General features: G+C 38.0%; 11 protein-coding genes. 6 read left to right on the forward strand and 5 right to left on the reverse strand.

Annotated features, from left to right (window positions below; genetic code table 11):
- Positions 1–18: 18 nt before the first annotated feature.
- Positions 19–3918: a type IX secretion system sortase PorU gene (gene porU / locus ACTJIV_RS04500; RefSeq protein ID WP_440625858.1), complete on the reverse strand. Its 3900-nt coding sequence runs from the start codon at positions 3916–3918 to the stop codon at positions 19–21.
- 164 nt (positions 3919–4082) lie between these two features.
- On the opposite strand from porU, the gene gldJ reads away from it, so the two are divergent.
- Both gldJ and ACTJIV_RS04510 read left to right on the forward strand, forming a co-directional pair.
- Complete coding sequence (gene gldJ, locus ACTJIV_RS04505; protein ID WP_111960651.1) at positions 4083–5684, forward strand: gliding motility lipoprotein GldJ; 1602 nt, start codon at positions 4083–4085, stop codon at positions 5682–5684.
- A 64-nt stretch (positions 5685–5748) separates the two neighbouring features.
- The gene (locus tag ACTJIV_RS04510) at positions 5749–7020 is read left to right on the forward strand and encodes a UDP-N-acetylmuramoyl-tripeptide--D-alanyl-D-alanine ligase (RefSeq protein WP_111960649.1); all 1272 of its coding nucleotides are present in this window, start codon (positions 5749–5751) and stop codon (positions 7018–7020) included.
- On the opposite strand, the gene ACTJIV_RS04515 is transcribed toward ACTJIV_RS04510, so the two are convergent.
- Positions 7013–7624 carry an NUDIX hydrolase gene (locus tag ACTJIV_RS04515; protein ID WP_111960647.1) on the reverse strand — a complete coding sequence of 204 codons (612 nt, stop codon included), beginning with the start codon at positions 7622–7624 and terminating at the stop codon, positions 7013–7015. The genes ACTJIV_RS04510 and ACTJIV_RS04515 overlap by 8 nt on opposite strands.
- 40 nt (positions 7625–7664) lie before the next feature.
- On the opposite strand from ACTJIV_RS04515, the gene ACTJIV_RS04520 reads away from it, so the two are divergent.
- Positions 7665–8054 carry an SRPBCC family protein gene (locus tag ACTJIV_RS04520; protein WP_111960645.1) on the forward strand — a complete coding sequence of 130 codons (390 nt, stop codon included), beginning with the start codon at positions 7665–7667 and terminating at the stop codon, positions 8052–8054.
- A gap of 29 nt (positions 8055–8083) precedes the next feature.
- On the opposite strand, the gene ACTJIV_RS04525 is transcribed toward ACTJIV_RS04520, so the two are convergent.
- From ACTJIV_RS04525 to ACTJIV_RS04535, 3 genes are read right to left on the reverse strand one after another with little or no spacing between them, the layout of a single operon-like run.
- A complete protein-coding gene (locus ACTJIV_RS04525) occupies positions 8084–9127 on the reverse strand; it encodes an anhydro-N-acetylmuramic acid kinase (RefSeq protein ID WP_336378698.1) in 1044 nt (347 codons plus the stop codon).
- 1 nt (position 9128) lies between these two features.
- Positions 9129–9725, reverse strand: coding sequence for an LPS export ABC transporter periplasmic protein LptC (lptC, locus tag ACTJIV_RS04530; RefSeq protein WP_111960641.1), 597 nt, complete (start codon positions 9723–9725; stop codon positions 9129–9131).
- A gap of 1 nt (position 9726) precedes the next feature.
- The gene (locus tag ACTJIV_RS04535; protein ID WP_440625862.1) at positions 9727–11052 is read right to left on the reverse strand and encodes a hypothetical protein; all 1326 of its coding nucleotides are present in this window, start codon (positions 11050–11052) and stop codon (positions 9727–9729) included.
- Positions 11053–11297: 245 nt separating this feature from the next.
- Here ACTJIV_RS04535 and ACTJIV_RS04540 point away from each other — a divergent pair, with 245 nt between their 5' ends.
- The 3 genes from ACTJIV_RS04540 to ACTJIV_RS04550 all read left to right on the forward strand — a co-directional run bounded on the left by ACTJIV_RS04540 (position 11298) and on the right by ACTJIV_RS04550 (position 14582).
- Positions 11298–12416 (forward strand): DNA polymerase III subunit, encoded by a 1119-nt coding sequence (locus tag ACTJIV_RS04540; protein ID WP_111960637.1) that lies wholly within the window; start codon positions 11298–11300, stop codon positions 12414–12416.
- A gap of 236 nt (positions 12417–12652) precedes the next feature.
- Complete coding sequence (locus ACTJIV_RS04545; RefSeq protein WP_111960635.1) at positions 12653–13279, forward strand: TetR/AcrR family transcriptional regulator; 627 nt, start codon at positions 12653–12655, stop codon at positions 13277–13279.
- Positions 13263–14582: a TolC family protein gene (locus ACTJIV_RS04550; RefSeq protein WP_440625865.1), complete on the forward strand. Its 1320-nt coding sequence runs from the start codon at positions 13263–13265 to the stop codon at positions 14580–14582. The genes ACTJIV_RS04545 and ACTJIV_RS04550 overlap by 17 nt, the downstream gene beginning before the upstream one ends.
- Positions 14583–14595 lie beyond the last annotated feature (13 nt).

The following is a 14595-nucleotide window of genomic DNA, read 5'->3' on the forward strand; positions in this document are numbered from 1 at the left end:
GTCTATGTATTATTTAATTTATTTCAAAAGTACCATTTTTTCTACAGCTGTAGCACTTCCTTTGCATTTTTCTTGATTTTGACTTTTTGCAAATATCTTAAAAATATACGTACCTTTTGCAACAGTTGACCCAAAATCGTCTCTTCCATCCCATTCTATTGCCTGACGAGGCGTTCTAAAGCCCTGTAGGAACGGTTCTGCAACCACAGGCTGAGATAATGTTCTCACTAATTTTCCTGTTATTGTATAGATTTGAACATTTACATCTAAAATATCATCGCAGTTATGTTCAAACTGGATGTACGTTTTATTGGTAAACGGATTCGGCCAGTTCAGCGGTCTGTTAATGATCAAATGCTGATCGGTTTCATCCTTAACTTCAAAGTTTAACGTAGACGTTGTAGAATTATTGTTTATGTCCCAAACTTTAAATGTTAACTGGTGTTGTCCTATTGCTAAATTCCTGAAAGGGTAGGTTACATTTCCTTTCTGATAATCAGCAAGACTCGGGTTCAGACATCCGTTTCCTTCGCCTGATGCAAAGAAATCATTCAGAACAACCGTGTTGATGATCTGCCCGTCAAGATAAACGGTAATATCATGGCCCACACCGGATCCTGTAGAGTTGATTCCCGTGTCATCCGTAACACAAGCCAAAAGCATTGGATTCTGGTTCGTGATTCCGCCGTCAGCAAAATTTGTATTATTCATGTACAATTTTACTTTTGGAGGTTCGTTATCATTGATTCCGTTAGGGTTTATATCTCCCACCTGTACTGCCTGGTTATTGAATACGTCCGTTACTTTATTGTCTGCGTAGCCCAGTATTCTTCCTTGTCCCACAGCATAGTTGATATCCTTTGGTACATAGAATTCTACAGTGAATACTCCATTTACTGCGGTGCCTGAAGCTTTAACAATAGCACTTCCTTCTTCTGTGTAATCCATGACAGGCGCTAATGCTCCGTCATTATTCAAGGTTTTTTTGTTTAATCTTTTATCAAAAATATTGATAGAAACCCTTCCGTTGAAGGTTGTATTAACCGTTCCGTTAGGATTGTTGATATGGCCTTTTACTTTAATGAAATCCAGACCTCTGATCAATCCCGGAACCGGAGATTCAATATTGTCGATAACAAGTTGTCTTTGAGGTCTGCTCAGTTTCATTGCAGGATCCCCAAGTAAATTTACTTTCAGATGGTCGATATTGGCTCCTTTTTGTTTTTTAGCATTTAAATGAGCATATCCTAAAGTTTCAAAATCGTCGCTGGTCAGTTTGAAAATATTCTTCGTATAAAGATCTGTGAAGTTACGTCCGTAATCTACCCCAATGGCACGGCTTGATGTAATCATGGCAGCAGCACCTCCTTGCTTAAGCTTAATGAACTGCTCCCCTGCAGAAGAAGTGGCCGGTTCATCCCATAATGTAAATTCACAGGTAATGGTAGATACAAACGGAAATCTGCTGTATACATTGGAGAAGTTATTGGAATTTTGAATTTCAGTACTCGTCAGCACTCTTTCCTGTGCCCATCCGTTGATTCCTCCATGTCCGAAATAGAACAAATAAAGACTGTTCCCGATATCATTTGAAATGGCCTGAGTCACCTGAGGAAACCTTTGTCCGGCCGCTGTACTTTGGGCCGGGAAAGCATCCAGATATAATTTTCTCACATTATATTCTTTCAGATCCTGCTGGCCGGGAGCTTCAAAAACACTGGATAGCGTATTATTCATTACCTCATGGAAAGGACTTCCGCCATCTTTATCATCATCTACTACAAAATCAAGCTTCATACGCCATTCTCCGAAAGGAGAAGACTGGCCGGGAAGAGCATTGTAATAGGCAAGGGTTTTACTGATCATATTTCCTGCTTCAGTCACATTGGCTGCAGGAATTCTTCCTACAGGGATATCAGGCAGGTTATTTTCAATAGAAGAAGCCGTCTGCGGCTGTGTCATTACGATATAGTCATCGGTTATAAAAGAACCAACAAAATCTGCTGAATTTTCACCATGATAGCCGGAAACGATATTGGAATTGCCGGAGATCCTGTTTTTGTAGTCATAAGAAGCGTCTCCCAAAATAAATACATATTTAAGTCTTGCGCTGTTATTAAGTTTTGTTACAAAATCTCTTATTGCAGTAAGGTCTCTGCTTCCGCTTCCGAATTCATTATAAATCTTAGCCGCATCTACGATCTCTACCGTATAATTGTTTTTAGTCTGGTGGTAGCTGGCCAGTCTCTGTGCCTGGCCCATCATTTCAGGAACCGTGATGATCAGGTAATCCACATTCTGCAGCCCGGAAAGATTTTGATTGGCAACTCTTTCTACAAACTGAGGGTTATAGGCTGCATCAGCACGGAAAGCCACAAATTCATTATTGAAATTTGGGTCAGAAGTAAAATAGCCGAAATTAAAACTGCCGGCACCCGCTTTATTTACTCTTCTGTTGGCATTCGTAATATCAGTTACATCCCATACCTGTTCAAGGTTTGCTGCATTGGAAATGCCAAAGCCGTAATTAATATTGGTTCCGCTGGTAAGTGAGAAATCCCTGAAATTCATCTGAGATCCGTTGAAGGCAAGATTTTCTTTATACTGTACTTCCGCATAATCAAAATGGAAAACTCCGTTAGGGTTTACAGAAATATTGGGAGCGTAATTAAGAGTAATCTGATTTCCGCTCAGGTTGGATATCGTTCCGTCATATCTTAGCTGATAAAAATCAAATACATAATTATTGGTATTGGCAGGAACCGTCTGAGGGATAGGATTTTGGTTGTTGATTTTAAATTCAACAGTATTCTGCTGAGACCTATAGCCTATCACCTGTGTCCTGTATCTTATGACATCACCAGCCTGTATTGGTGAATTGGTTGTAAAAGTTACTGCTTTATCTGTGGTAAATGGTGCTTCTTCTACCCAGATTCGTCCTACTTTTAAAAGATTCTTCTGGTCATTGTTAATCACCTGGTAATTGTCATACCTTGTTATTAAATTACCGGCCGGAAGATTAACGTCGACAGGCTGAACTCTTTTACCTGCACCCTTGTCAAAATTGATAAAATAGTAAGAAAAATCTTCATATATATTTTTGACATTATTGCTTCTGTCCATTCTATTGTCCACTCTCTTAAAACCATTTCCGTTGGATGCGTCATAAAGATTATATCCGTTTGGCCCCTGAGCATAGAACAAAGCATAATCCCCGTCATTCCATACACCATCTTCTTCACCCACTACCTGAATAGCATTTTCCTGAAGTGCGCTGTATTTGGTGTCCAGGTTATATTCAGGAAGCATTACACCACCGTTTCCATAAATTCTGAAATTTTTCGGATTTACAGAAGCCGGATTAATGCCGTTATCTTTTAAAAACTGTGTTGTAATCTTAAATATTCCCGATTTGTCTACTTTAATCTTATAAAAGCCACCACTCGAAAGAGGATTTGCAGTGCTTCCCACTTTGTTTGCATTTCCGGATGTGAAATTGTTGGGAGCTGCTGTTTCAGAAATATTAAATGAAGAAAGTCTCTGGATACGTCCCTTTACATTCTTAAATAAGGACACACTGATGCTCGCATATCTTTCTCCTTCCAGCGTATAGTAGGCAACATCTGCAATGTCATAATCCGGCAGTCTGCCTTTGTCAAGATCATATAAATCCTTAGTGGAAACACTTTCCCAGGCCAGATCCGAAACTTTCAGCTGCTTTTCTCCTATTTTTTGTTTGGTGATGATAAAAACATTATTTTGGCTGAACGAAAAACCTTCATTTTTGAAATTTGGAAGATTTAATTTTGTGTCACCAAAATCTTGGATTTTAGAGCCTTCCCATTCTATGGCTTTTCTCTGGGCCCAAAGTGTTGACACAAAAGAGATTAGTAATAAAAAGGTGATTTTTTGTTTCATGTTTATTATTGAAATTTCTGAATTACAAATAAAATGAAAATTTTAGAATTAAATTGTGATACAATAAAATTAATTTGTTAACGTTTTTCAAAAAAATCAAATGTTTACTTGATTTATTGAATAATTTATTTTTTCTTTGTACTTTGAAAATATTTATATCGACTATGAAAAAACTAAAGTTGTTTTCATTAATAGCATTAAGTTCTACACTTGCATTAACCAGCTGTGGCGGATCCGGGACCAGCAAAGGAGGCGGTACTAAAAAATTTGTCAGCAAGACGGGTTGGAAACCAAACGAAAAACAAGGTTGGTTTTTTGCAGGAAAGCAACAAAAACAGAAGGGGTGGCCAGGAATGGTATATGTAGAAGGTGGAACTTTTACAATGGGATTAGTGAAAGATGATGTTATGCATGATTGGAATAACACACCGCGCAGAATGCAGGTAAGTTCATTCTTCATCGGAGAAACAGAAATTACTAACTACGAATACCGCGAATACCTTACATGGTTGAAGTATGTATTTCCACCAAGTGACCCTAGCTTCAAGGAGATCTATAACGGCGCTTTGCCAGATACTCTCTTATGGGACAACAAACTAGCTAGAAACGATTATAATGAAACGTATCTTCGTTCCCCGGAATTCGATTACTACCCGGTAGTAGGCGTTTCCTGGACTCAGGCGAACAGATACTGTGAATGGCTTACAGACAGAGCGAATGAAAAAGCTTTAATGCAAGCCGGAGTTATTGCTAAAGATTTGTATATCAACGAATCCAATAACCAGGGTGGAACTGCATTCAATATGGATAAATTCAAAGCGAATGATCCGGAAATGCAGGGATACATCAACGAGAAAAGAATGCAGCAAAAATCTGGTATGAAAACAACCAACCAGAGACTTCTTTCTGCAAACAGAGCCCCAAATGCTTCAATGGTTCAGAAATTCAGACTTCCTACAGAAGTGGAATGGGAATATGCTGCGCTTGGTATGGCTAAAAACAGAGAATACAATCAATACCTTGGTAAAAAGCCTGAAATCGAAAGATTAAGAGGTACCAAAGGAAGAGATAAAGGAATGTTCCTTGAAAACTTCAAAATGGGAAAAGGTGACTATTCCGGTATTGCAGGATGGAAAAATGACGGAGCTGCACAAACAGCAGACGTAAGACAATATCCTTCTAATGATCTTGGAATCTACGGTATGTATGGAAACGTTTCTGAATGGACGGCTGACGTGTACAGACCAATTATTGATGAAGACTTCAACGATTTCAACTACTATAGAGGAAATATGCCTCAGGCTATTGTAAGAAACGGTGACGGAACTTACAAAATGATCGACGAAGGTACAATCAAGTATGATACCTTATCAGATGGTAGATTAGTATACAGAGGTCTTCCGGGACAGTTTGAAAGAGAAACCGTTGCTGATCACAGAAACTACAGAGATGGTGACAGACAGTCTTCTTTAGAATATTACAGAGCTTCAGATTCGGCTTCTTCATTTGATATGTACAATGCTCCTCAGAGAAGGTTTGTTGTAGATGCAGGAGGAAGAGTGAAACTTCAGAAAGATACCAGAGACAGAACCTCTGCAGTGTCTAATGACGTAAGAGTGGTAAAAGGTGGTTCTTGGCAGGATACAGCATATTGGCTGGATCCGGGACAAAGAAGATATAAAAACGAAGGTAAGGCTTATGGATGGATTGGCTTCCGTGTTGCACAGGATGCCAGAGCTAACGATAAAGGCAGAACTAGAAGATAATATTATCAAAAAATACTTATAAAAAACCTTCCGGATTTCCGGAAGGTTTTTTTATTTTTGAACTATGAATATAGAACAGTTTTATCCTTTATTTTTACAGTCAGATAAAGTGACGATTGACAGTAGAAAAGTCAGCAAGAATGATATTTTCTTTGCCTTTTCCGGTGAAAATTTCAATGCTGCAACCCTGGCAGAAAAAGCTGCTGATGACGGAGCTCTGGCAGTGATTGTGGAGAAACAGGAATTTGAAAATAAGGATAGAAATATTTTCTATGTTCCTTCTACGCTGGAGTTTCTGCAGCAGCTTGCAGTTCACCATAGAAATCAGCTTAAAATCCCTGTTATCGGACTTACGGGAAGTAATGGAAAAACAACGACCAAGGAGATTATCCATGCAGTGCTTTCTGAGAAGTTCAATGTACAGTATACTTCCGGAAATTTAAATAACCACATTGGAGTTCCGTTAACGATTCTTTCCATTAAGCCTGAGCATGAGATGGCAGTGGTAGAAATGGGAGCCAATCACCAGAAAGAGATTGAGCTTTTATGTACCATTGCACAGCCGGATTTTGGATATATTACCAACTTTGGAAAAGCCCATCTGGAAGGCTTCGGTGGATTTGATGGCGTGATCAAAGGGAAATCTGAGCTGTATGATTATTTGAAAAATCATAATCAGACTATTGTTGTCAATGAAAATGATCCGATACAGGCAGAAAAAACAGAAAACTATACACCCAAAATTACCTTTGGGAAAGGTACTTCTGATTATCAGTTCGGGTTGTTTTCCGAAGAACACTTTGTAGGGCTAGACTATCAGGGTATGAAAGCTGTTTCTAAACTGACTGGAGAATATAATTTTACCAATTTATGTGCAGCAGCCAGTCTTGGTCTTTATTTTGAGATCAGCTTTGAAAGAATAAAACATGCTGTTGAAAACTATACTCCGACCAATATGCGTTCGCAGGTTGTAAAAAAAGAAAATACAACATTAGTTCTGGATACCTACAATGCCAATCCAAGCTCTATGACTGCCTCACTGCATAATTTTGTAACTTTTGAAGGCAGTAAGACCATCATTATTGGTGATATGCTTGAATTGGGTGAGGAGAGTGAAAAAGAACATCGAAATATCTTAAAGCTTGCCCAGGAATTAGCTTTTGACCAAATCATTACGGTAGGAAAGCATTTTAAAGCAGTCAATTCTTCATCGCTGTCTTTCGAAAATACGGCAGAATTGATAGAATACCTTAAACAGAATAAAATCCACGCTGAAAATATTCTGTTAAAAGGTTCAAGGGGAATTGCTCTTGAAAAGTCTATCGAATTTATTTAAGCTTTGAATTCCAGAATTCTTTTACGATCAGCTTAATATTTTGGAAAGTGCTTGGGAAAACTTCATTTTCGATCTGAGTGGTGTTTTTCCAGGCAACTTCTGTAATTCCTTCTTCTATCTGAGGTTTTGAGGTGTCTTCACCCTTGAAGTTCATTTCAAACCAATGCGTGCATTTAAGGATTTTTTCACCGTTTCTTTCAATATAGATGTGGTAAGTTGTATTGATGAATTTTACCAGCTCCACATCTTTTAGTCCGGTTTCTTCTTCAATCTCTCTTACCGCCGACTCTTCTCGGGATTCACCTTTTTCCATTTTACCCTTGGGTAGATCCCATTTACCTAACCTCTTAATAAAAAGTAGCTTTCCATCAGGGTTGCTGACCAGGCCACCTGCCGCTTCTATGATTCTGAAAAGCTTCTGGAATTCGCTCCAGATTTCTTCAATATTCTCACCGAAAACATTAAGTTCTTTCACAGAAGTATTTTCCAAAAGATCCAATGCAATCTCTAAAGTTGTGAAACTTTCGTACCTAAGTTCTTTTTCAAGAGGCTCGGGATGCTTAGACACTAATAATTTTTTTTCGTTCACAAAAACTTTATACATATATTTGTAAGAATTAAGAATTTAAATACAAAAATAAAAAATGAATTTAGAAGGACGAAAGATTATTGTCAATAAATCATCTAAAGACTTGTCTGAAATATTGAAATCGCCTGAAAACTATAAAGATTTTATGCCGGACGGTCTTCAGAAATTTGAAACCAGAGATAATGGATTCAAATTCGGTCTTCAGGGAATGCCTGAAATTGCTCTGAAAATAGATGAAGTGAATGAGCAGAAAGCCGTTTTAAAGTCTGCAAGCTCAAGTCTGGATTTTACCTTAACAGCGGCTTTAAACTCTATCAATGAAAGTCAAACTGAAGTTCAGATGCTTTTTGAAGGGAAATTTAATCCTTTTATAAAAATGATGGTAGAAAAACCGCTTCAAAACTTTATCAATACGCTGACAGATAAAATCGAAGCTTACAAATAATATGAAGACCTTCAGCAATGGAGGTTTTTTTATGCCCATACACCTGAGCTGTGATCTCTGGTACTGCCGGTTGCAGAAGAAAGGACATTGATTTCATTGTTCATCCTTAAAACACCCATAAAGGCAAAGATCAGCGCTTCTTTGTGATCAATGATCTGCCTTTCCGGAATGATAACCGTAAATTCTGTTTTTTCCCTGATCTTTTCGATAAGACAGATATTATAGCTGCCTCCACCGGTGCATAGGACGTTTTGTAAACGGTTTAAGTTAATAACATTTGAGATCTGCTGGGCCACATGCTCAGTGAAAGTAGCTATGGCATCTTCAGTTTTAATGCCTTCCAAAAGTGGGAAGATAGTCTCATTGCACCATTCAACTCCTAAAGATTTAGGATGATACAGCTTGTAAAAATCTAAGGAATTAAGCTTGGCTAAAAGATCATCGTGGAGCTTGCCTTTTCTTGCAAAATCACCATTTTCGTCAAAGTTTTTATTGAATTTCTGAGCAAGCCTGTTCAGGACAATATTGACAGGAGCAATATCAAAAGCTATTCTTTTGCCTTCCTGCTTTAGAGAAATATTGGAAAATCCGCCAAGATTCAGGCAGGCATCATATTCAGAGAAAAGAAGCTCGTCCCCGATGGGAACTAAAGGGGCTCCATTTCCTCCCATCAACACGTCCTGGCTTCTGAAATCATAAATAACAGGAAGCCCTGTTTCTATTTTGATGGCTCTTCCATCTCCAATCTGGAGGGTGAATTTCTTTTTAGGCTGGTGAAAAACAGTGTGGCCATGAGAGGCGATCAGATCAATATTTTCAAGATGATTACGGTCAATAAACTCCCTGACACTCTGTCCTAGATAAAAACCATATTCTGAATGAAGTTCCAGTAATTCTTCCGAAGATAAATGAATCGAATTTCTGAGTTTTTCTTCCCAGTTTTGAGAGTAGGGAAGGGTTTCAGCCTTTATGATCTGAAAATTCCAATCCTTCTTTTTTTCAAAAGCGGCAAAACAGATATCCAGACCATCCAGACTGGTTCCGGACATGAGTCCAATAGCCTGAACTTTCATATTACTGCGGTGTTTTTTTTTCTTCAAGTCTTTTTGTACTGAAATCCCCTGAATTGTTGAAGAAAGTATATTCGGAGAAATCATCTTTGGCTGTCATCCCATTGGCACCAACCAGGGTAGAGCCGTCTTCCATAGTGACATATACCGTATCTTTTGTATAGATCCTTTTCTTTTTCTGATCCCAATAAATACTCTGCATCGCAAATCGCTGCCCTTCATTGGTCGTAATCCTTACATCGCCTTTAGCTTCGTAAAATCTTTTATATTCAAAAATACGGGCATATTTAGCGGTAATTTTACCAGGTACCTTTGGCTTTTTTTTATCATAAAACTCTATGTTGATCCCTCTTTTAGCCACAACATATGGGCTGTCGATCAGCTCGTATTTTTCAATGATCGGAGCCTTGGCCTTTAAAGATATAAAACCTGAATCCCTCTGTATAATATTAGCATTATTGATGATCTGCGATGGGAAGTTCTTGCTTTTGTTTCCATTGGCTTTGGTGAGATCTTCTTCACAGGATGTCAGTATAAAAAATATAGCACAACTAAAAAGGCATGCTATATTTTTATATGATATTTTTATTGAAAAATTCATTTTAGTTGTACAGAGTCTTTCTGAACCATCTGTCAGCAAAGTTGAAGCCGACTTTTAAGTTGATGAAATTCTGGTTGATCAGGTTGTTATTAAGAGTTCCTCTTTTTCCAACTTCCAAGCCAAGTTCAAGACCGCTCATTCTTGTAATACTGCTGGTTTTGAATGGAAGCAATACTCCCGCAGATACTCCAAACTTATTGATGCTGGTACCGTTTATTTTAAGATTTCCTCTTTCATAGAACGCCCCGTATCTGTAGGTTACTCTTGAGAAATAGTTTCTGAAGTTGTTATAATTCGGCAGATACCATCCCCCGGCAGAAATTCTGTAGGTATCCTGGAAGTCAAAAGTTTTCCCAAAATAAGAAATGTCTTCTCCTTTTTTATAATCCAGTTGTCCTGAAAAGAACCAGTGGTTTTCACTCCCATATCCAACTCCTAAGGATGCCTGTAATGGAAGAAGATTTTTAGAGCTTGTGCTTTTCTGATCTATAATCGTTTCCAAAGCTTTAACCGTTTGTGCTGCATCAGCATATACATAAGTACTGTTGGTGTAATCAGTAGTCATATTGCTGGTATTGCCAAATGTAGCTGTAGCCCCTATGGTTAATTTTCTGTCTGTACGGGTATTCAGACTTTGATAGCTACCCCCAAGAGTGAAGTTAAAGTTTTTGATCTTGTTTTTGGTTTCATAACCGTTAATGTATTCAGCGTTGGAAGTTCCGTCTTTATCATAAGATCTAAGCTCGTTCAGATCATAAAGATTTCCAAAATAAAGATTAGCTCTCAAACCTACCGCAAAGTTTTGGTCGATTTTGTATGAAATCGCAGCCTGCGCAGTATTCAAGGTTCCACTACCTTTAAAACGGTTAGTATAATATCCGTTTAATACTTGAACTCCATCTACAGTTTCGTAGGTTTTAATAGTATTTACAATGTCATAGCTCTTAGAACTGTACGGCTGATAAGAAAATCCCATCTTTACCTTTGGAGACAATGGAAATGCCAATGCAATATTAGAAAGATACGTAGAGTGCTTGGTAGACTTCGTATCGTTATAATCGGTTTTGAAGTAATTGTTTTCGTTGGTAGCTTCCAGCCTGATGCTTGTAAGCTCGAAATTAGAGTTATTCGCAGGGTTTGCGAAATTGAAGCTGCTCGTGAAATCACTGATATAAGCAGTAGATATACCACCCATAGAGGCAGTTTCAATCGTATTATCATATTTTACATCTCCAATTCCATAAGCTGCATACGGAGAGTTACTGATACTCTGTGCATTTAGGAAGTATCCAACTGATATGAATGATACGGCAAAGATTTTTTTCATTCTTTATTTTTAAAACAATGCGCAAATATCTTAAATATTAATGAATTGTAAAAATTATATGTGGTTAAAGTTTGTTAAGGGGGATGAATAGCCATAATTATGATGAATTGTCAATTGTGAATCCGCTTTGTTCATGATTTTTATGTCTTATTTATAAATTATATTACTAAAATCCGCCATTCACTTGCGAAGCAAAATTCACATCTCACAAATCATCCGTTCCAAAAATTCTTTATCTTTGAGCCATGAATTGGGAGAACATCGCCGGACAGGAAAATCTGAAAAAACTTCTTCGTGAAAGCATTGCTGAAAACAGGGTAAGCCATGCCCAACTTTTTTTAGGAAAAGAAGGATATGGTACATTTCCTATGGTTTTGGCGTATGCCAAAGAGATCTTCAGCCAGGAAAATGAGCATGCTGCTTCGAAAGTGGAACACTTGAATCATCTTGATCTGCACTTTAGTTTCCCCGTTTTTACCGATAACAAAAATTCTTTAAGTAAAAATAAATTTGAGGATTTCAGGGAAATGATCATGGCTTCTCCCTATGCAAGCTATGACGACTGGACCGCTTTTCTGGAATCTGAAAACAAACAGCTTTTTATCTCTGCAGATGAAATTGATGACCAGAATCAGAAGTTCGCTTTAAAGAGTTTTGAAGGCGGAACCAAAATCCTGATCGTTTGGAGAGCTGATAAAATGAATATAGCTGCCGCGAATAAGTTTCTGAAATTTTTGGAAGAACCACCGGCAAAAACGCTCATTCTTCTTACTGCTGAAACGGCCAATGATATTCTTCCCACCATTCTTTCCAGGACACAGATTGTGGAAGTTCCAAGAATCAGTGATGAAGATCTTGAAAACTATTTTAAGAAGAATTTTCAAATTTCAGAAGAAAAGATTAGGGAAATTGTTCATGAAGCACAGGGAGATCTCAATGAAGCCCTGAAGATTTTAAATTCCGGACATAAAAGCGATGAATTTGAAAAGCTTTTTATACAATGGGTAAGAGATGCATTCATGGTAAAAAAGAAGCCTCAGTTTCTGAAAAGTATTATCCTCTGGGCCAGAGAAATTGCAGGCTGGAATCGTGAAAAGCAGAAAAACTTTCTGAACTACTGCTCCGAGATCTTCAGACTTGCCCTGCTTCAAAACTATCAGTCCGAAAATCTGGTGTATAAAAAGATTGATGCAGACGGCTTCAACTGGGCAGGATTCTCAAAATTCATCAGCGGGGCCAATATTGAAAGTATTCTGGAAGAGATCAGCACTGCGGATCTGCACCTCACCCGAAATGGAAATCCTAAAATTGTATGGACAGACCTTGGAATCAAACTATCACGTTACATTCACAAAAACTCATAATTAAGACAGATTCATTCTGAAATTTTAAATAACATGATAAAGTCCCGATCCTTTCCGGACTTTATAGTGTATGGAATTTTATAGCGGCCTAAGTTTCTTTAAAATATTTTTGTTTAAAAGCAATTAATATTCAGCTGTTTATATTAGCAAATATTAAATATTGATTAAAAAATCAATCAATCGTTTGATTTATTCGAAATGTTATGTAAATTTGCGCCCTGAAAAATAGAATTGCTATGGTTTCAAAAGAAGAAAATATATTATTTGCTGCAGAGAAGCTTTTTGCTGAAAAAGGCTTCGAAGGGACTTCCACGAGGGAGATTTCCAAAGCGGCGAATGTAAATATCTCTATGATTTCTTATTATTTCGGATCCAAGGAAAAGCTGTATGAGAAATTAGTGGAATACAGAATGAATGAAGGTCAGTTCTTTGCTAAAGATATTCTCGAAAGAACAGATATCAATGAATGGCAGAAGATAGAAAAGATCGTAGACCAGTTTTCCGGAAGAGTAAGACATCAAAAATGTTTTTACAGAATCATGCAGCGTGAGCAGCTTCACACGGAAAGCCCGCAGATCGTGGAATTTCTGAAGCAGACCAAGATGGGCTTTATCTCCATGTATTCGCAGGTCCTTGAAAGCGGACTGGAAAAAGGAATTTTCACTAAAAACCCTCCGATTTATTTACTTCATGCTACCGTAAGCGGGACTTTATTTTATGCATCCAATGCTAAAGAGATGTACAAAGAATTCCTCAACGATACGAATGATGAGGAAGTTTTTGATGAAAAGTACTACACAGAACTTAATAAACATATAAAATATTTACTAAAAGACCTTTTAGGTTATGAAGAGAATAAATAACTCGGTGTTGGCATTATCCCTGTTTATGGGAGTTGCAGCCATAAATGCTCAGGAGAAAAAACAGCTCACTCTCGATGAAGCCGTGCAGCTGGGAATCCAGAACAGTAAAAATCTTAAGATCGATGCCGCCAAGATCGAAGAAGCTACGGCAGATCTTTTGGAAGCCAAAAACAGGCAGCTTCCGGAACTGAAAGTTTCGGGGAGCTATATGTACCTACCCACTAAGCCCACTGTTGATCTAAAGCTTTCCAGTGCTTCGGAAGCAGGAGCAGGAGGCCCGGAAGTGCATCAGGTTGCTTATGGATCGGTTAACCTTAGTGTACCGATTTACAGTGGCGGAAGAATCAAATACGGTATCCAGTCTGCAAAATATTTGGTGGAAGCATCAAAGCTAAGCACCGAAAATGATAAAATAGCCATCGCTTATAATGTTGCCCAGGCTTATAATAATTTATTTAAAGCCAACCAATCCATCAAAGTTTTAGAAGAAAATCTTACAGCTTCTCAAAAAAGGGATGAGACCTTTCTTAAACTTGAAAATAATGGGGTTATTGCTAGAAATGACCGTTTAAAAGCAAATCTTCAGACCTCAAATATCGAGCTGCAGCTATTGGAAGCTAAAAACAACTACAATATTGCCAACATCAATATGGATCTGCTGCTGGGTATTCCGGAAACTACAGAAATTGAAGTAGACCAGAATTATATCGATGAAGGTTCTGAAGTAAAAGCAGTTGATTACTATGTAAATGAAGCTAAAGAAAACCGTAAAGATTTGCAGGCTTTGGCTCAGCAAAGAAAAGCGGCAGAACTGGGAACAAAATCCGCAAAAGCTGAAAACCTTCCTTCCATAGCATTTACCGGAGGATATGTAGCCGCAGACATTCCAAAATTCCTTACCATATACAATGCTGTAAACGTAGGAGTTGGAATTTCTTACAATTTATCCAATATCTGGAAAGAAAACTCTTCATTGAGACAGTCTCAGGCAAGAGAAAAGCAGTTAGCAGCAAACGATGAATTACTGAATGATAACATTAAGCTTGACGTTAACAGAGAATATCAGAATACGGATTACTCTAAAAAGAGAATCGCAGTATATGAAAAAGCTGCTGAACAGGCTAACGAGAACTACAGAATTACCAAAAACAAATACGACAACGGTCTTGCAACCATGACAGAGCTTCTGGATGCAGACGCAGCTCAGATATCAGCTAACGTAGGCGTGATCAATGCGAAAGCAGATGCCGCTTTAGCGTACAGAAAACTATTACAGACAACAGGAACTTTAACAATTAAATAATCAGACTGAAACC

Source organism: Chryseobacterium sp. 22532 (assembly GCF_052044665.1).
Classification (GTDB): Bacteria; Bacteroidota; Bacteroidia; order Flavobacteriales; family Weeksellaceae; genus Chryseobacterium; species Chryseobacterium lathyri.